This is a genomic window from Pseudomonas sp. BNK-15 (genome assembly GCF_047456105.1).
Classification (GTDB): domain Bacteria; phylum Pseudomonadota; class Gammaproteobacteria; order Pseudomonadales; family Pseudomonadaceae; genus Aquipseudomonas; species Aquipseudomonas putida_E.
Genome location: NZ_CP179898.1, coordinates 4,017,672 through 4,034,585, shown reverse-complemented (window position 1 = coordinate 4,034,585; position 16,914 = coordinate 4,017,672). Strand labels below are relative to the sequence as shown.

Sequence of the window (16,914 nt, the reverse complement as noted above, 5' to 3'; positions counted from 1 at the left end):
GGTGAAGCGGTCGGGGCCGCTTGGCGGCCCATCGCCGGCAAGCCGCCCCCCACAGACTGGACTGGGAACTAGAAGGTTACGCCAGCTATGAGGGCGATGTTGCTGTAGGGCTGGCACTCGCCGGTACGCACCACGGCGCGCGCACTGCGCGACAACACCTTGAATTGCTCATGGCTCAGCCATTCACGCTTGCCGAGCTTGCCGCGCAGACGCTCGATCTCGACCAGGCCGGGCGGCACGACCTTCTGCATCTCTTCGGCCAGCACATGGCGCTCCACCTGCATCTCGCTGAGCACAGCGCGCAGCACGCTGGCGAAGTCGGGAATGCCCGGCGTCAAGGCCAGGTCGATCAGTTCGACCCCTGGCGGCACGGGCAAACCGGCATCGCCGATCACTAGGATATCGCCATGGCCCAGCCCGGCAATGGTGCGCGACAGGGCAATATTGAGCAGCGCGGTCTTTTTCATGGGGCTAGCTCCGCCAAGGTCGGGATCGAAGGCTGTGCACCGGCGCGAGTGACGGACAGCGCCGCAGCGCGCTGGCCGAAGGTGATCGCTTCGCCCTCCTCCAGGCCGCGCACCAGCGCGGCTGCAAAACCGCCGACAAAGGTGTCGCCCGCTGCCGTGGTGTCCAGCGCTTTGACCTGCGGCGCCGGGAAGTGCCGGCTGCCATCACGGCTGACGAACAGCGCGCCCTGCGCACCAAGGGTGACGATGACCTTGCCGGCGCCCAGTTGCAGCAGGCGCTCGCCGGCACGGCGGGCGCTGGCCAGGTCGTTGACCGGCTCACCGGCCAGCGCCTCGGCCTCGCTTTCATTGGGGATGAGGTAATCGATATGGGCGAACCACTGCGCGGGCAACGGGCCGGTGGCCGGGGCCGGGTTGAGGATCACCGTCTTGCCCAGCTCACGCCCCCTCGCCAAGGCCCAGGCCACGGTGTCGGCAGGCACTTCGAGCTGGCAGATGATCACCTCGGCAGCCTGCAGCAGCGCGTCGAAACGCTGCACGCTTGCCGGGGTAAGCTGGCCGTTGCCGCCGGGGATGATGACGATGCAGTTCTGGCTGGCGGCATCCACGGTAATCAGCGCCACGCCACTGGAGACGCCCGGGCACTCGCTTACCGCCTGGCAATCGATACCCTCCACTTCCAGGGCCTGGCGCAACTGCTGGCCGTAGGCGTCAGCGCCGACGTTGCCGATCATGGCCACGCTCGCGCCCAGGCGCGCCGCAGCCACCGCCTGGTTGGCGCCCTTACCCCCCGGCACGGTGAAAAAGCTTTCGCCGGCCAATGTTTCGCCAGCACGTGGCAGCCGCTCGGCGCGGGCCACCAGGTCCATGTTGAGGCTACCGACCACCACTACCTTGGCACTCATGGGCATTCCTTAGCGGTAATCATTGAACAGGTCCGGGCGCGGCCCGGTGGACTCGCGCAGCACGATGCGCGGGGCGACGATGCGTTGCTCTGCGCCATCGCGGCGGGGCGTAGCGATACGTGACAGCAACAGCGCCGCTGCACTTTCGCCGAGCTCGCGGATCGACTGGCCGACGGTGGTCAGCGGTGGGTACACGTAGCGGCTCAGCTCGATGTCGTCGAAGCCGATCACCGACAGCTCGCCCGGCACGTTGATGTTGCGCTCGGCAGCCGCACGCAGCACGCCGAAGCCGATCATGTCGTTGCCGGCGAAAATCGCCGTGGGCCGCTGGCCGTCGAGCAGCTGCGCGGCCGCCGCATGGCCGCCTGGGCTGGTGAAGTCGCATTGCAGGATGTGCGCCCCCTGCACGGCTACCTGCGCCTCGGCCATGGCGCGGTGGAAGCCGGCCAGGCGCAGCTGGCTGACCCCGGTCGCAGCCGGGCCGCCGATATAGGCGATGTCGCGATGGCCAAGCTCCAGCAGGTGCTGGGTGGCCAGGTACGCGCCCTGCTCGTGGTCGATGCGCACCAGGTCGGCGTCCACGCCTTCCAGCGCGCGGTCGACGATGACCATCGGCGTGCGCACGCAGGCCAGGCTCTGCAGCAGGTCGCTGTCCTCGCCCACCGACGCCACCACCAGGCCGTCGATGCGTTTTTCCAGCAGCACGCGCAGGTAGCTGCGTTGCTTCTGCGGGTTGTCATCGGAGTTGCACAGGATCACGCAATAGCCGTTGCGCTCGCAGGCATCTTCAATGCCGCGCGCCAGCTCGGCAAAGTAGGGGTTGACGCTGTTGGGCACCAGCAGCCCGATGGTGGCCGTCGTGCGTGCCTTGAGCGAACGCGCCACGGCGCTGGGCACGTAGTCGAGCTCGACGATGGCCGCTTCGACCTTCAGCCGCACCTGTTCGCTGACCGGGCGGGTCTTGTTCAGTACATGGGACACTGTGGTGTAGGAAATGCCCGCGAGTGCCGCGACGTCTTTGATGGTTGCCATGTTTTCAGTTCCGCCGGCCTGCTCGCCGGCTACGGTAGGTGTCGAGCACCACGGCGATGACGATGACCGCCCCGGTGATGATGCGTTTGGTGGGTTCTGAGGCGCCGATCTGTGCAAGGCCTGCGGCCAGCACCGAGATGATCAACACACCGAAGAAAGTACTGATGACCGAGCCGCGCCCACCCATCAGGCTGGTGCCGCCGATCACCACGGCGGCGATCACCTGCAGTTCCAAGCCGGCGCCGGCATTGGGGTCGGCGGCTTCCAGGCGGGAAATCTGGAACAGCGCGGCCAAGCCTGCCAGCAGGCCCATCAGGGCAAACACCAGCACCTTGTAGGGGCGCGGATCGATGCCGGCCAGGCGCACGGCCTCTTCGTTGGTGCCGATGCCGATCAGGTGGCGGCCGAACACGGTGCGGGTCAGCACCAGCTGGGCGAGGATGATCACCAGCAAGGCAATGATGAAGGCCGGCGAGATACCGTAGGCGATCGGGTTGGAGAACCAGGCGTAGGCATCGCCGATGTAGGCGGTGCGCGAGTCGGTGAACTGGTAGGCCAAGCCGCGGGCCATTTCCAGCACGCCCAGCGAGACGATGAACGACGGGATGCGCCAGGCCACCGTGACTGCACCGGTGATGCTGCCGGCAAGTGCGGCGACAGCCATGCCGAGCAAGGCGGCCGGCAGCACGCTCCAACCCCAGCCGAGGATGGCCACGCTGACTGCCGATGCCGCCAGCGCCAGCACCGACCCCACAGACAGGTCGATGCCGCCGATGATCAGCACGAAGGTCATGCCCACGGCCAGCACCATCAGGTCGGGGATCTGGTTGGCGAGGGTGCTGAAGGTGGCGTACGACCAGAAGTGGCTGCTGAGCAACGAGAACAGCACGATCATGGCCAGCAAGGCGCCCGCCAGGCCCAGGTAGGTGCCGAGGCCGAAGTAGGTGCCGCTGCGGCGCGCGGGGGCGCCGGCCTGTGTGTCGAGAGGTGTGGTTTTCATGCATCCATCCTGGGCGCTGCGTCGTGCAGCAGGGCGTCACGTTTCTGGTAGCCGGCGAAAGCGGCGGCAAGGAGCTGGTCCTGGCTCCAGTGGTCGCGCTCGAAGGTGTCGATCAGGCGGCCGGCCGACAGCACGGCAATACGGTCGCAGATCAGCATCAGCTCGCGCAGGTCGCTGGACACCACCACCAGGGCCTTGCCCTGGCGTGCCAGCTCGGCCAGCAAGCCATAGATGTCGAACTTGGCGCCCACGTCGATGCCGCGGGTGGGTTCGTCGAACAGCAACACTTGGCAGTCACGCTCCAGCCAGCGGCCGATCACCACCTTTTGCTGGTTGCCACCGGACAGTTCGCCGACCGCCTGGGCGGCATTGGCGCTGCGAATGCGCATGGCATTGATCTGGCGCTCGGCCAGGGCCTTTTCGGCGTCGCCGTCGACCACCCCGGCGCGGGACAGCGCGGCGAGGTTGCCCAAGGCGATGTTGGCGCTGATCGATTGCGTCAGCAGCAGGCCTTCGCCCTTGCGGTCTTCGGTGATCAGGGCGATACCGGCCTTGACCGCCGCCTTGGGCGAGTCGATGTTCACCGCCGTGAGTGGCTGGCCGATTTCGATGCTGCCGCTGTCGGCGCGGTCGGCGCCGAAGATCAGGCGCAGCAGCTCGGTGCGCCCGGCACCAATCAGCCCGGAGATACCGAAGATCTCCCCTGCCCTGACCTGCAGCGACACGTCACGCACCTTGTCGCCGCGGCACAGCCGGTCGACCTTGAGCAACGGCGCGCCGATCTGCCGGCGGCCCAGGTCGATGTGTTCGCCCAGCTCGCGGCCGACCATCAGGTTGACCAGCTCGGCGCTGCTGTAGCGCTGGATCGGCTCGTCGCACACCAGCTTGCCGTCGCGCAGCACCGCAATGCGCTGCGCCACACGCTGGAGTTCTTCAAGGCGGTGGGAGATGTAGACGATGGCCACGCCGCGCTGGCGCAGGCGCTCGATCTGGGTGAACAGCAGCTCCACCTCGCGGGCGGTGAGCATGGCGGTGGGTTCGTCGAAGATCAGCACATGGCAGTCACCGATCAGGTTGCGGGCGATCTCCACCATCTGCTGGTGGCCGATGCCCAGTTCGCCCACCGGGGTGTCCGGGTCGATGGCGTCCAGGCCAACCTGTGCCATGGCGGCCGTGGCCAGTTGGCGCAGGCGCTTCTGGCTGATCCAGCCGAAGCGGCTGGGCAGGTTGTCGAGGAACAGGTTTTCGGCCACGGTCAGGGTCGGCAGCAGGTTGAGCTCCTGCATGACCATACGCACGCCAAGGCGCTCGGCGGCGCTGCGGCTGCCAGGCGCATAGGCCTGGCCGCGGAAAGTCATGTGCCCGGTGGTGGGCGTTTCCAGGCCGCTGATGAGCTTGGACAGGGTGCTCTTGCCAGCGCCGTTCTCGCCGGTCAGGGCCAGCACTTCGCCGGCGCGCAGGGCCAGGCTGACGTCGCCCAGCACCGGTTGCGCGTAGCTCTTGCCCAAGCCGCTGGCAGCGAGCAGCACTTCATTGGCCGTTACAGGCATGGCCATGTCTCCTGGCCGTCAAGGCTTGGTGATGAGTTCGACCGGGGTCTGGATGACGTTGTCGGCGTCCACGTTCGGCTTCTGGCCCTGGAGCATCTGCAATGCCGCCTGAATGCCGTACACCGCCTGCTGGCTGGCCGCCTGGTCGAGGGTGGCAAGCACGCGGCCATCCTTGAGCATGGGCTTGATGGCGTTGATGTTGTCGTAGCCCACCACTTGCACCTGGCCGGTCTTGCCGGCGGCGCGCACGGCCGAGACAGCGCCCAGGGCCATGCTGTCGTTACCGGCCAGCAGCGCCTTGAGGTCGGGGTATTCGTTGAGCATCGCGGCGGCGACAGCGTTGCCTTTGTCGATTTCCCAGTTGCCCGATTGCACCGAGACGATCTTCATCTGCGCCGCCTCCATGGCGTCCTTGAAGCCGGCGGTGCGCTGCTGGGCATTGGTGGTGGTCGGCACGCCTTCGATGATGCCGACCTGGTCACCGGCCTTGAGCTTTTCCTTGGCCAGGTAGTCACCCACCAGACGGGCGCCCTTGCGGTTGTCGGGGCCGACAAAGGGGACGCTGAGGTTCTTGCTCTTGAGTACGTCGGGGTCCAGACGGTTGTCGATGTTGACCACCGTGATGCCGGCGTCCATGGCCTTCTTGATCACTGGCACCAGGGCTTTGGAGTCGGCCGGTGCGATGACCAGCGCCTTGGCACCGGTGGCGATCATCTGCTCGACGATGCGGATCTGGTTGCCGGTGTCGGTCTCGTCCTTGATGCCATTGGCCACCAGGTCGAATTCGTTGGCGTGGTCTTTCTGGTAGGCCTTGGCGCCGTCCTCCATGGTGCGGAAGAATTCGTTGGCCAGCGACTTCATCACCAGGGCGACCTTGGGTTTGTCTTCGGCATGGGCGGCGGACAGAGGCAGGGCAAGCGACAGCGAGGAAATGACGGCGAGCGCCAGCAGACGACCGGGGAACGGCAGTTTCATGGGAGATGACTCCGAATCTTGTGGTTTTTATCGGATCGCAAACGTTTGCGTTGGCTAACTATGGAAACAGGATGAGGTTTTGTCAAATCCGTTTCGCTGCCGGGGGCTGCGTTGCTTCTGGCGCAGATTATCTTGGATTCTTCCGAAAAACCGAACAGGTTTTCCTATGTTTGTTCGGATTGCCGAATTCGAGGGGCCGCCTGCGCGCTCTTCATGTCAAGCCCGGCCCACAGCCACAGCGGCATACAGGAAATTACAGCGCCCTACCAAGGATGGTACGAAAACTGCCTTGCCCCCTGTGCGACACAGCAAAATCTCCTTTAGGAAGAGAGAACAATAATATGAATGCTGCACTGAAGACCTTCGCACCCAGCGCCCTGGCGTTGCTGCTTATCCTGCCAACCGCTGCTTCGGCGAAAGAAGCCCAAACCCAACAGAAGCTGGCCAACGTGGTCATCCTCGCAACCGGCGGCACCATTGCCGGCGCCGGTGCAAGTGCTGCCAACAGTGCCACGTACCAAGCGGCCAAGCTGGGCATCGACAAGTTGATCGCCGGCGTGCCGGAGCTTGCCGGCATTGCCAACGTGCGCGGCGAGCAAGTGATGCAGATCGCCTCCGAAAGCATCAGCAATGACGACCTGCTCAAGCTGGGCAAGCGCGTCGCCGAACTTGCCGAAAGCAAGGACGTCGACGGCATCGTCATCACCCACGGCACCGACACCCTGGAAGAAACCGCCTACTTCCTCAACCTGGTAGAGAAGACCGACAAGCCGATCGTGGTGGTGGGCTCCATGCGCCCGGGCACCGCCATGTCGGCCGATGGCATGCTCAACCTGTACAACGCCGTGGCCGTGGCCAGCGACAAGCAGTCCCGCGGCAAGGGCGTACTGGTGACCATGAACGACGAGATCCAGTCAGGCCGCGACGTGAGCAAGGCGGTCAACATCAAGACCGAAGCGTTCAAGAGCGCCTGGGGCCCGATGGGCATGGTGGTGGAAGGCAAATCGTACTGGTTCCGCCTGCCGGCCAAGCGTCACACCGTCAACTCGGAATTCGACATCAAGCAGATCAGCAGCCTGCCGCAGGTCGACATCGCCTACGGCTATGGCAACGTGACCGACACGGCCTACAAGGCACTGGCACAGAACGGCGCGAAAGCGCTGATTCATGCCGGTACCGGCAACGGTTCGGTGTCGTCGCGCGTGGTGCCGGCACTGCAGGAGCTGCGCAAGGATGGCGTGCAGATCATCCGCTCGTCGCACGTCAACCAGGGCGGTTTCGTGCTGCGCAACGCCGAGCAGCCGGATGACAAGAACGATTGGGTTGTGGCGCACGACCTGAACCCACAGAAGGCGCGGATCCTGGCCATGGTGGCAATGACCAAGACCCAGGACAGCAAAGAGCTGCAGCGGATTTTCTGGGAATACTGATTGCTGCATGACAAGGGGCTGGTGTGCTGGCTACACCGGCCCTTTTTCGCGGTTTCACTCACCACGGATCGGCCACCCACAGCCCTCCGCTTTTTTACCTTACACGCAGTTGCGAAATACCTTACAGTGAAATACTGTACGCGCATACAGCAAAACAAGGAAAAGCCCCGTGGCCAGTACCGCCCCTGCAACGCCGAGCAGTTATGAACAACTGGGTACGCGTATCCAGAAAATCATCAACAGCCCCATCGCTCAACGTAGCCGCGCCGCCCTGATCTTCCGCCTGGAACAGGAGTCGCCCGACGACTGGGAAACCCTGCTCGAGGAGATCGCCGAGAACGACAACGTCACCCTCGCCCACCGCGACGATGGCGGCGTGCAGATTTTCTGGACGGTGCCGAAGGACGATTGACCGCGCAAGGGGCCTAGGCCAGTGCCTGCAGGTAGGCGCTGGCCTGCCGATAACGGGCCAGCCGTGCCAGGTCGGCCGGGCCTGGGCAGGCGATGCGTGAAAGGTCGCTATTGTCGGCCAGGTCGGCCATTTTGACGGTACGCGCCAGCGGGTCGCAGCCAAGGCGCACGACGAAATCCTCGTAGCTTTCGCCATCACGCCGGCTCAAGGCCAGCAAGGCGGCCAGGATCTTTAGCGTGAAGCCCTCGCGGGCAAGATCGGAAAGTGTCAGCGGCGTGTCTTCGATCACGTCGTGAAGCACGGCGACGATGCGCTGTTCGGGCGTGGACACCTGCATCATCACCCGCAGGGGGTGCAGGATATACGCCGCACCGCCTTTGTCGTATTGCCCTTCATGCGCTCTGGTGGCTACCACGATGGCCCGCTCCAGTGTAGACATGAGGCCCTCCCCGTTTCAGCCGTCTCACAGAGCAAGCATAGACGGGTCGGGTTACAGATGACAGGCGTCTGTTCCGGCGCTTTCACAGCCAGCGGGAAAAGGCGGCTCGCCTCTATGCAGGCACCTCAGTGCATGGCATCGGCTGCGCCGGTGATCGCCGGCAAGCCGACTCCCACACTAGAGGCCATGCTACAAAGTCAGCGCTGCGCACCGTGCTGAATGACAACCGAATCCGTGCCCAGCTTGGCCATGACCTCTGCCTTGCGTGCCTCGGCCTCCTCCTTGGTAGGGAACGGCCCCAGCAGCACCACCGGCTTGCCATTGCGATATTCGACCGAGGACGGGATGCCCTTCTCGATCAGGCGGGCGGTCATGTCGCTCAATGCACCCATGTTGGCGCCCTGGATCACCTCGACATCCCAGCCTTGGGGGGCAGGCTGATCGGCCAAGGCCTCGGCGCGGCGCTGTAACTCGGCGCCGCCGCAGATTTCGCGGATGCGCAGGTTGTTGCCATTGTCGTCGACAATAATGTCGTACTGGCCACCCTCACCCTTGACGGCGACGTAGCTGCGGTAGGCTTCGTACTGCCCGGCATCGTCCTTGCCACGCACCTGACCGCAAATGGTGCCTTTGGTGTCGATCCGCACGTTGCCGAACTTGGCGGTCTTGGGGTTGTGCAGGTGCTCAGCCACCTGCTTGTGCACACCTTCGACCTCGTTCTCACAGCCCACCAGGGCCAGCACTGCCATTACCACTGCCAGTTTGCGCACGCGTGTACCTCCCGTTTCGAAGCGGCGGATTCTAGCATGGCGGCCCATGGCACAGACCGCGACCATACGTTACACCTTGCTACATACCGGCCACCCACCGGACGCGCACAATGCAAAAAGGGCGACCCTTTCGGATCGCCCTCTCTGATGTTTGGTAGGCACAATTGGACTCGAACCAACGACCCCCACCATGTCAAGGTGGTGCTCTAACCAACTGAGCTATGTGCCTGTCGTGTGGTGCGCATATTAGTCACCGCATGCGTACCTGTAAAGCGTTTTTTTCAAAAAAATCAAAAACTTTCAGAAGCCTGCCCCACCTGTGGCGCGCGGCCTTCTTTAGAAGCCACAAACAAAAAAGGCGACCCTTTCGGATCGCCCTTTCTGAGATTTGGTAGGCACAATTGGACTCGAACCAACGACCCCCACCATGTCAAGGTGGTGCTCTAACCAACTGAGCTATGTGCCTGTCGTGTGGTGCGCATTCTACGCAATCCAAAACCGCTGTCAACCCTTTTTTTCGAGCTAACCTACTGAATCTTAACCTCTTTATAGAGAAGCGCCGGCCAAGGAGCAGTAAAGGATTTTCAACGGACGACTAGCGGGTGTTTATTATTATTGATAGCATCGGTACATTCGTTAAAAATATAAAACACGAGGTTTCTCGAGCATGGCCAATACCCCCTACCCCCAGTCCTACTACGCCGCCTCGGCCAACCCGGTGCCGCCACGTCCGGCGCTGCAGGGTGAGGTGGAAACCGATGTGTGCATCATCGGTGCAGGCTACACCGGCCTGTCCAGCGCCCTGTTCCTGCTGGAAAACGGCTTCAAGGTGAGCATCGTCGAAGCGGCCAAGGTCGGCTTCGGCGCATCGGGCCGTAACGGCGGCCAGATCGTCAACAGCTACAGCCGTGACATCGACGTCATCGAGCGCACCGTTGGCCCCAAGCAGGCGCAGCTGCTGGGCCACATGGCCTTCGAAGGCGGCCGCATCATCCGTGAGCGCGTAGCCAAGTACAACATCCAGTGCGACCTGAAGGACGGCGGCGTATTCGCTGCGCTGACCTCCAAGCAGATGGGCCACCTGGAATCGCAAAAGCGCCTGTGGGAACGTTTCGGCCACAATCAGCTGGAGCTGATGGACCAGAAGCGCATCCGTGAAGTAGTCGCCTGCGACAGCTATATCGGCGGCATGCTGGACATGAGCGGCGGCCACATCCACCCGCTGAACCTGGCCCTGGGCGAAGCTGCCGCGGTCGAGTCGCTGGGCGGCATCATTTATGAGCAGACCCCGGCCATCCGCATCGAGCGCGGCGCCAACCCGGTTGTGCACACCCCGCAGGGCAAGGTGCGCGCCAAGTTCATCATCGTCGCCGGCAACGCCTACCTGGGCAACCTGGTGCCGGAACTGGCGGCCAAATCGATGCCATGCGGGACTCAAGTGATCACCACCGAGCCATTGGGCGAGGAACTGGCCCGCACCCTGCTGCCGCAAGACTACTGCGTCGAGGACTGCAACTACCTGCTCGACTACTACCGCCTGACCAGCGACAAGCGCCTGATCTTCGGCGGTGGTGTGGTTTACGGTGCACGCGACCCGGCCAACATCGAAGCGATCATCCGTCCGAAGATGCTCAAGGCCTTCCCGCAGCTCAAGAACGTCAAGATCGACTACGCCTGGACCGGCAACTTCCTGCTGACCCTGTCGCGTCTGCCACAGGTTGGCCGTATCGGCGACAACATCTATTACTCGCAGGGTTGCTCGGGCCACGGCGTCACCTACACCCACCTGGCGGGCAAGGTGCTGGCCGAGGCATTGCGCGGCCAGGCCGAGCGCTTCGACGCGTTCGCCGGCCTGCCGCACTACCCGTTCCCGGGTGGCCAGATGCTGCGCGTACCGTTCAGCGCCCTGGGTGCGTGGTACTACAGCTTGCGCGACCGTCTGGGCTTCTGATGATGTTGCCAGCACTGGCCTGATCGCCTGCTTGCCGCGGATCAGGCCAGTACGGGTGGCTTACCTTTCCAGGCTGTCCACGGCCTGCTTAGCCGCCAATTCCTGGCCCGCACGGGCCAACTCGTCGGCAGCCTGCAGCCAGCGCTGCCGGTCCACCTGGGCCGGCAGTTGCCGTGGCGGCTGTACCAGTATCGCCCAGCTCCCCTCTTGCGCCCACGCCGAGGTGAAATCATCGAAGGGCATCATCTGCCGCCGGTGCATCCCTGAACGCAGCAGCACCCGCTGCTTGTAACGGTCAAAACCGATCAGCACCGCATAGCGCGGCTCGCTCCACCACGCCGAACCTTCCTGAAAACGCACCAGCACCGGGTTGCCTGCAGCGACTTGGGTCAACAGGGCGTCCAGCTGTTTGTCCAGCGGGTATACGACCCTGCCGTAATCGCGCGCCACGCGCGGGATGCCGGTGCCCAGCGACTCGGCGCCCTGCGGCAGGTTCAGTGGCTTGTCCAGCAGCCCTGGGGTGATCGGCGCGCCCTGCTGCGAGAGCAACGCCGCCAGCGCCATGGCCCCACTGTGGTTGGCGTTGCCTCGGTAGAACGGCACGCTGCTGATCTCGACCCGCTGCGCAACGCCCTTGACGGCGGCCGGTGGCGCGCTGGCACAGCCTGAGAGGCTCGCGGCCAGCAGGCAGGCCACCATCAGGCGGCGTGGCTCGAAAACCCGGGACTTGAAGGAAATTTGCACCATGGACACTCGCTTGTTCTGGCGCCAGGCTGGCAACGCCCGGCCTTGACCCACGATCATAGGGCGCCAGGCGACGTGGGTATAGCCCGGTGCGGGCTTGGAACCAAACGAACCAAGCAATAGACCTGCGATAGATGGAACGTCACGCGGGGGGAGCTAGACTAAGCAATATCTGGAGGGTGAGCCGAAAGCTGGCCCAAGAGAAGGAGGTAGACATGAGCCTGACCATGGCAATCCTCATGCTGGTAGGTATGTGGCTTAGCGTCGCTGCCGCCATGCTCTGGGGTGTACTACGCATCGTGCGGCGTCATGCACAGCACCATCACCACCTGCCACCGCAGGTTCCGGCCAAGCAGCAGCCGGTCAATCGGGTGCGCCGTCACGCGCAGGCGCATTGATCTTCGCAATTTCCGAGGCCCAATCGCCGGCTTGCCGGCGATTGGGCTGCATAGCAGCCCTGCTAACGCTAACTGACCGGTATTAACCTGCAGGCCTCTTTTTTGATCGCAAGCGCTCTAAATGCACTGCCCCTAAACCACATCCTCGAACGGCAACCCCACATAGTTCTCGGCAATGTTCACCAGCCCCGCAGGTGAGGACAGGAAATACTCACGGTCCGCCTCCTGCATCTTCTGCTCCCAGGCATCCTTGTGCTCACCAAAGTCATGGAGCAACTGGGTCATGAACCAGCTGAAGCGCTCGCCTTTCCACACGCGGCGCAGCGCCAAGGGCGAGTACTGCTGCAGCAGGTCGGTGCGCCCTTCGCGGTAGACCTTGACCAGGATGCGGTACAGATAATTCACGTCCGAAGCCGCTAGGTTGAGGCCTTTGGCCCCGGTGGGCGGGACGATGTGTGCGGCGTCACCGACCAGGAACAGGTGCCCATATTGCATGGGTTCGACCACCAGGCTGCGCAAGGGAGCAATGCTCTTTTCCAGCGCCGGGCCGGTGACCAGGCGCGCTGCCACGTCTTCTGGCAAGCGGGCCTTGAGTTCGGTCCAGAAACGCTCGTCGGACCAGTCCTCCACGCGTTCATCCAGCGGTACTTGCAGGTAGTAGCGGCTGCGTGTCTGCGAACGCTGACTGCACAGCGAAAAGCCACGCTCGTGATGGGCGTAGATCAGTTCGTGGTTCACTGGCGGCGTATCGGACAGCATTCCTAGCCAGCCGAACGGGTAAACACATTCGTAGTGCTTGAGTACACCTTCGGGGATGCTCTGGCGGGAAACACCATGGAAGCCGTCGCAGCCGGCGATGTAGTCGCAGTCCAGGCGATGGGTCTGGCCGTCCTTCTCGTAGGTTACGTACGGCCGTTCGCCCTTGAGCTCGTGGGGCCGGACATTGCTGGCCGAATAGATGATCGGCGCACCGCTGGCTTCGCGCGCCTGCATCAGGTCTCGAGTCACTTCGGTCTGGCCATAGACCATGACCGTCTTGCCTCCGGTCAGGCCCTTGAGGTCCAGGCGTTGGCGGCGGCCACTTACAAGCAGCTCGACACCTTCGTGCACCAACCCTTCGCGGTCCATGCGCTCGGCAACACCTGCCTCACGCAGCAGGTCGACGGTACCCTGTTCGAGCACACCGGCACGGATGCGGCCAAGTACATAGTCAGGCGTCTGACGTTCAAGAATGACCGTGTCGATCCCGGCCTTGTACAACAGTTGACCAAGCAGAAGCCCAGACGGACCTGCACCGATGATTGCAACCTGAGTTTTCATTGTTGTTCTCTCGTGTTATTAGATTTCTAGCTGCATTTTTACGGGCAGCACAGGCCAAATAGCTGTGCTATCCGATGCAAAACCTGCACTTTTATAAAAAGCGTTCGATTAACGGACAGGCCAGCCGCTCATGAAATCGTCACTCCCCGGCGTCCCGCTGTTTCAGCTGTATGGCGAAAACCAGGCATGGCCCGGTACGGACCTGCTGCATTGCGAGTCGATCCCGGCCCGCAGCCGCCTGCACCACTGGGAAATCAAACCGCACCAGCACGCCGAACTGTTTCAGTTGCTGTATGTGCAACGTGGCCAGGCTCAGGTAGAGATCGAGGGCGTGCGCAGTGCCATTGGCGAAGCGGCAATCCAGGTGGTGCCACCGCTGACCGTGCACGGTTTTCGCTTCAGTGCCGATATCCAGGGGCATGTGCTGACCTTCGGCACCGCGCTGGTAGCCAACCTCGAGCAACGCCTGGGTGCACCGCTGGGGGTGCTGGCCAAGCCTGCCTGTTACCCGTTGGGCAAGGACCGTGTGCATCTGCGCAGCCTGATCGACACGCTGCAGCAGGAGTACCAGGGCCATGCTCCGGCACGCGCGCCCCTGCTCGAAGCCCTGGTGACCGCACTGATGGTGTGGATCAGCCGTCGCCAGCAACTGGGCCAGGCGCCGCGCAACCGCGACGAACGTGACCGTCAGTTGCTGGGGCAATACCTGCGCCTGGTCGAAGCGCACTACCGTGAGCACCTGTCGGTGGAGGACTTTGCCGCGCGGCTGAAGATCCCGAGCCTGCAGCTCAACCAGCTGTGCCGGGCATTGAGCGGGCAGAGCGCACTGCAACTGGTGCACCAGCGGCTGCTGCTGGAGGCACAGCGAAACCTGATCTACACACGCATGAGCATCGGGCAGTTGTCGGACAGCCTGGGGTTCAGTGATCCGACCTACTTTGCACGGTTCTTCAAGCGCTTGAGTGGGCGGACACCCAATGGTTATCGTCGCTCGGTGCAGCCTGATTGATTGGCAATGCCTGTACGGACGGCAAAGAGCGACACACCCGCAACACCCTGCTTGACGTATACGTCAACCTGCATTCAGGATACCGCCATACTCCACGCCGAGCCCACGCATGAGCAGCCAGACCTACAGCATTTCCGACCTGTCCCGCGAGCTGGACATCACCACCCGCGCCATACGTTTCTATGAGGAACAGGGCCTGCTCAGCCCCGAGCGCCGTGGCCTGGAACGCATCTATTCGGCACGCGACAAGGTCAGCCTGAAGCTGATACTGCGTGGCAAGCGCATCGGTTTCTCGCTGGCCGAATGCCGTGAACTGATCGAGCTCTACGACCCCAGCAGCGGTAACCTCAAGCAACTCAACAGCATGCTGGCAAAGATCGCCGAGCGCCGCGCCCAGCTTGAGCAACAGATGCTCGATATTCACCAGATGCAACTGGAGCTGGATACCGCCCAGGAACGTTGCGAACAGGCCCTGGCCGCAACATTGAACAATAACGACAACCGCTGACCCGCCACAGGAACCCCACCATGCCTTTGCCCGAAAAAGTCCGCCTGGTCGAAGTCGGCCCTCGCGACGGCCTGCAGAACGAAGCCCAGCCCATCAGTGTCGCGGACAAGGTGCGCCTGGTCGACGACCTTACCGACGCCGGGCTGGCCTACATTGAAGTCGGCAGTTTCGTTTCGCCCAAATGGGTGCCGCAGATGGCCGGCTCTGCCGACGTGTTTGCCGCTATCGAGCAACGCGCGGGTGTTACCTATGCGGCCCTGGCGCCCAACCTGCGAGGGTTCGAAGACGCCCTGGCGGCCGGAGTGAAGGAAGTGGCAGTGTTCGCCGCCGCCTCCGAAGCGTTCTCCCAGCGCAACATCAATTGTTCGATCAGTGAGAGCCTCCAGCGTTTCGAGCCGATCATGCAGGCGGCGCGCAGCCACGGTGTGCGGGTGCGCGGTTACGTTTCCTGCGTGCTCGGCTGCCCGTATGAAGGCAGGGTCAGTGCCGAACAGGTCGCCCCTGTGGCCAAGGCCCTGCATGACATGGGCTGCTACGAAGTCTCTCTGGGCGACACCATCGGTACTGGCACCGCAGGCGATACACGCAGGCTGTTCGAGGTAGTTTCGGCGCACGTGCCGCGCGAGCAACTGGCCGGCCACTTCCACGATACCTACGGCCAGGCGCTGGCCAACGTGTATGCCAGCCTGCTCGAAGGCATCAGCGTGTTCGACAGCTCGGTGGCCGGCCTTGGGGGTTGCCCCTATGCCAAGGGCGCAACGGGCAATATCGCCAGCGAGGATGTGGTGTACCTGCTGCAAGGGCTTGGGATTGAAACCGGCATCGACCTGGACCGCTTGATCGCCGCCGGGCAGCGGATCAGCAAGGTGCTGGGCCGGGCCAACGGCTCTCGTGTGGCGCGGGCACGCAGCGCACAGTGATTCACACGGTTGTCACGTATGTGTGGGTGAGTGTTACCGCCCCCACAGCCGTCAGCAAAAAATCGGGTAACAGGGAAACAATTCGACAGAATTTCACGGCACCCAAATCATGCGAATCAGGCCAAACCATTGATTTTCAAGGGTTTTAAAAAGTTGGCACGGCACCTGCTATATCTTTGGTACAACAACAACAAAAAATGCGATACCCAATAAAAACAACATGTAACGGCTCTGACATAACAAGAACAACACGGCAGAGGCGCAGCAAGCAGATTTTTTTGGAGTAGACACGCTTTTCAGGGGTTCGCCCCGCGGTCTGGCACAGAACAATAAAACTACCTCAAGGTAGCGGCAGTCAGCATCGGATCCCCAGGATGAAAGCAGGTCAGCGCTCAAAAAAATACGTTTGCTCTTGACCCCGGTTGGGGGTCACCCGCAACACCAAGGCAGGCCTACAAAAACAACAAAAGGCCGGCCTCAATAATAAGAAAAGAGCAGGCAACAACGCTTTGAGGGGAGCTTCGGCTCCCCTCAGTGCTTCCTGCCCTCCTCCTGCTGTTTCTCCTCGTCCTGCCCCTCGACCTTCTCCACCACTATCGGCATCGTGGCCAGCACCAGCAGCGCAAGCACTGTGCTGATCAGCGCCGTCGCCTCACGCCCCATGCCTGCAGCGGTACCGATTGCCGCCGTCATCCACAGGCCGGCTGCCGTGGTCAGGCCTTTGACGTGGCTGGTATCGCGGCCATTACCTTTGAGGATGGTGCCGGCACCGAGGAAACCGATACCGGCGACGATACCCTGGATCACCCGGCTCAAGGCCTGCTCGTCGGCACCGGCCATGCTTGGCGCCAGCACGAATAATGCAGCGCCCATCGACACCAGCATATGTGTACGCACACCAGCGGACTTGCCTTTGTGCTCACGCTCGAAGCCCAGAATGGCACCCAGAATGGCTGCCATCAGCAGGCGCAGGATGATCCGGGTGACTTCGCGCACTTCGGTGATGTCGGCGAATTCTGCTTGAATGGTTTGCCAGATGAGGTCCATGGGTCGTTACTCAGACGCAAGCTGTGTGCTGCCCCTA

The 16,914-nt window shown here is 62.9% G+C and carries 18 protein-coding genes and 2 tRNA genes; 7 read left to right on the top strand and 13 right to left on the bottom strand.

The window, feature by feature from the left end:
• Window positions 1-68 precede the first annotated feature (68 nt).
• From rbsD to ACMGF5_RS18385, 6 genes are read right to left on the bottom strand one after another with little or no spacing between them, the layout of a single operon-like run.
• Window positions 69-467 carry a D-ribose pyranase gene (gene rbsD / locus ACMGF5_RS18410; RefSeq protein ID WP_012313857.1) on the bottom strand — a complete coding sequence of 133 codons (399 nt, stop codon included), beginning with the start codon at window positions 465-467 and terminating at the stop codon, window positions 69-71.
• On the bottom strand, window positions 464-1,372 hold the full coding sequence (gene rbsK / locus ACMGF5_RS18405) for a ribokinase (protein ID WP_414157031.1): 909 nt from the start codon (window positions 1,370-1,372) through the stop codon (window positions 464-466). Before rbsK ends, rbsD begins: the two co-directional genes overlap by 4 nt.
• A 9-nt stretch (window positions 1,373-1,381) precedes the next feature.
• Window positions 1,382-2,404 (bottom strand): LacI family DNA-binding transcriptional regulator, encoded by a 1,023-nt coding sequence (locus ACMGF5_RS18400; protein WP_125923344.1) that lies wholly within the window; start codon window positions 2,402-2,404, stop codon window positions 1,382-1,384.
• Between the two features lie 4 nt (window positions 2,405-2,408).
• On the bottom strand, window positions 2,409-3,404 hold the full coding sequence (locus tag ACMGF5_RS18395) for an ABC transporter permease (RefSeq protein WP_125923343.1): 996 nt from the start codon (window positions 3,402-3,404) through the stop codon (window positions 2,409-2,411).
• The gene (locus tag ACMGF5_RS18390) at window positions 3,401-4,954 is read right to left on the bottom strand and encodes a sugar ABC transporter ATP-binding protein (protein WP_251962230.1); all 1,554 of its coding nucleotides are present in this window, start codon (window positions 4,952-4,954) and stop codon (window positions 3,401-3,403) included. The genes ACMGF5_RS18395 and ACMGF5_RS18390 overlap by 4 nt, the downstream gene beginning before the upstream one ends.
• Before the next feature lie 18 nt (window positions 4,955-4,972).
• The gene (locus tag ACMGF5_RS18385) at window positions 4,973-5,929 is read right to left on the bottom strand and encodes a sugar ABC transporter substrate-binding protein (protein WP_046787181.1); all 957 of its coding nucleotides are present in this window, start codon (window positions 5,927-5,929) and stop codon (window positions 4,973-4,975) included.
• A 341-nt stretch (window positions 5,930-6,270) separates the two neighbouring features.
• On the opposite strand from ACMGF5_RS18385, the gene ACMGF5_RS18380 reads away from it, so the two are divergent.
• Window positions 6,271-7,359 (top strand): asparaginase, encoded by a 1,089-nt coding sequence (locus ACMGF5_RS18380; RefSeq protein ID WP_046787182.1) that lies wholly within the window; start codon window positions 6,271-6,273, stop codon window positions 7,357-7,359.
• A gap of 169 nt (window positions 7,360-7,528) precedes the next feature.
• Complete coding sequence (locus ACMGF5_RS18375; RefSeq protein WP_039602925.1) at window positions 7,529-7,771, top strand: DUF1654 domain-containing protein; 243 nt, start codon at window positions 7,529-7,531, stop codon at window positions 7,769-7,771.
• Between the two features lie 13 nt (window positions 7,772-7,784).
• Here ACMGF5_RS18375 and ACMGF5_RS18370 read toward each other — a convergent pair whose 3' ends face one another.
• From ACMGF5_RS18370 to ACMGF5_RS18355, 4 genes are all read right to left on the bottom strand, one after another.
• Window positions 7,785-8,210, bottom strand: a complete 426-nt coding sequence (locus ACMGF5_RS18370; RefSeq protein ID WP_046787183.1) for a bifunctional (p)ppGpp synthetase/guanosine-3',5'-bis(diphosphate) 3'-pyrophosphohydrolase — start codon at window positions 8,208-8,210, stop codon at window positions 7,785-7,787.
• 197 nt (window positions 8,211-8,407) lie between these two features.
• Window positions 8,408-8,980: an SPOR domain-containing protein gene (locus ACMGF5_RS18365; RefSeq protein ID WP_046787184.1), complete on the bottom strand. Its 573-nt coding sequence runs from the start codon at window positions 8,978-8,980 to the stop codon at window positions 8,408-8,410.
• A gap of 152 nt (window positions 8,981-9,132) precedes the next feature.
• A tRNA-Val gene (locus tag ACMGF5_RS18360) sits at window positions 9,133-9,209 on the bottom strand.
• 160 nt (window positions 9,210-9,369) lie between these two features.
• Window positions 9,370-9,446 (bottom strand) — tRNA-Val (locus tag ACMGF5_RS18355).
• Between the two features lie 201 nt (window positions 9,447-9,647).
• Between ACMGF5_RS18355 and ACMGF5_RS18350 the strand changes: the two genes are divergently transcribed.
• Window positions 9,648-10,931 (top strand): NAD(P)/FAD-dependent oxidoreductase, encoded by a 1,284-nt coding sequence (locus ACMGF5_RS18350; RefSeq protein ID WP_012313845.1) that lies wholly within the window; start codon window positions 9,648-9,650, stop codon window positions 10,929-10,931.
• A gap of 60 nt (window positions 10,932-10,991) precedes the next feature.
• Here ACMGF5_RS18350 and ACMGF5_RS18345 read toward each other — a convergent pair whose 3' ends face one another.
• Window positions 10,992-11,735, bottom strand: a complete 744-nt coding sequence (locus ACMGF5_RS18345; protein ID WP_046787185.1) for a peptidase C39 family protein — start codon at window positions 11,733-11,735, stop codon at window positions 10,992-10,994.
• 155 nt (window positions 11,736-11,890) lie between these two features.
• Between ACMGF5_RS18345 and ACMGF5_RS18340 the strand changes: the two genes are divergently transcribed.
• Window positions 11,891-12,073 (top strand): hypothetical protein, encoded by a 183-nt coding sequence (locus tag ACMGF5_RS18340; RefSeq protein WP_039604431.1) that lies wholly within the window; start codon window positions 11,891-11,893, stop codon window positions 12,071-12,073.
• A 132-nt stretch (window positions 12,074-12,205) separates the two neighbouring features.
• Here ACMGF5_RS18340 and pobA read toward each other — a convergent pair whose 3' ends face one another.
• Entirely contained in the window at window positions 12,206-13,393 is a 1,188-nt protein-coding gene (gene pobA / locus ACMGF5_RS18335; RefSeq protein WP_115275257.1) for a 4-hydroxybenzoate 3-monooxygenase, read from the bottom strand.
• Window positions 13,394-13,523: 130 nt separating this feature from the next.
• Here pobA and ACMGF5_RS18330 point away from each other — a divergent pair, with 130 nt between their 5' ends.
• The 3 genes from ACMGF5_RS18330 to ACMGF5_RS18320 all read left to right on the top strand — a co-directional run bounded on the left by ACMGF5_RS18330 (window position 13,524) and on the right by ACMGF5_RS18320 (window position 15,830).
• Complete coding sequence (locus tag ACMGF5_RS18330) at window positions 13,524-14,402, top strand: helix-turn-helix domain-containing protein (protein ID WP_115275258.1); 879 nt, start codon at window positions 13,524-13,526, stop codon at window positions 14,400-14,402.
• 109 nt (window positions 14,403-14,511) lie between these two features.
• Window positions 14,512-14,910, top strand: a complete 399-nt coding sequence (locus tag ACMGF5_RS18325; protein ID WP_046787188.1) for a MerR family transcriptional regulator — start codon at window positions 14,512-14,514, stop codon at window positions 14,908-14,910.
• 20 nt (window positions 14,911-14,930) lie between these two features.
• Entirely contained in the window at window positions 14,931-15,830 is a 900-nt protein-coding gene (locus ACMGF5_RS18320) for a hydroxymethylglutaryl-CoA lyase (RefSeq protein ID WP_039602089.1), read from the top strand.
• Window positions 15,831-16,361: 531 nt separating this feature from the next.
• Here ACMGF5_RS18320 and ACMGF5_RS18315 read toward each other — a convergent pair.
• Window positions 16,362-16,877: an MgtC/SapB family protein gene (locus ACMGF5_RS18315; RefSeq protein ID WP_174141665.1), complete on the bottom strand. Its 516-nt coding sequence runs from the start codon at window positions 16,875-16,877 to the stop codon at window positions 16,362-16,364.
• Window positions 16,878-16,914 lie beyond the last annotated feature (37 nt).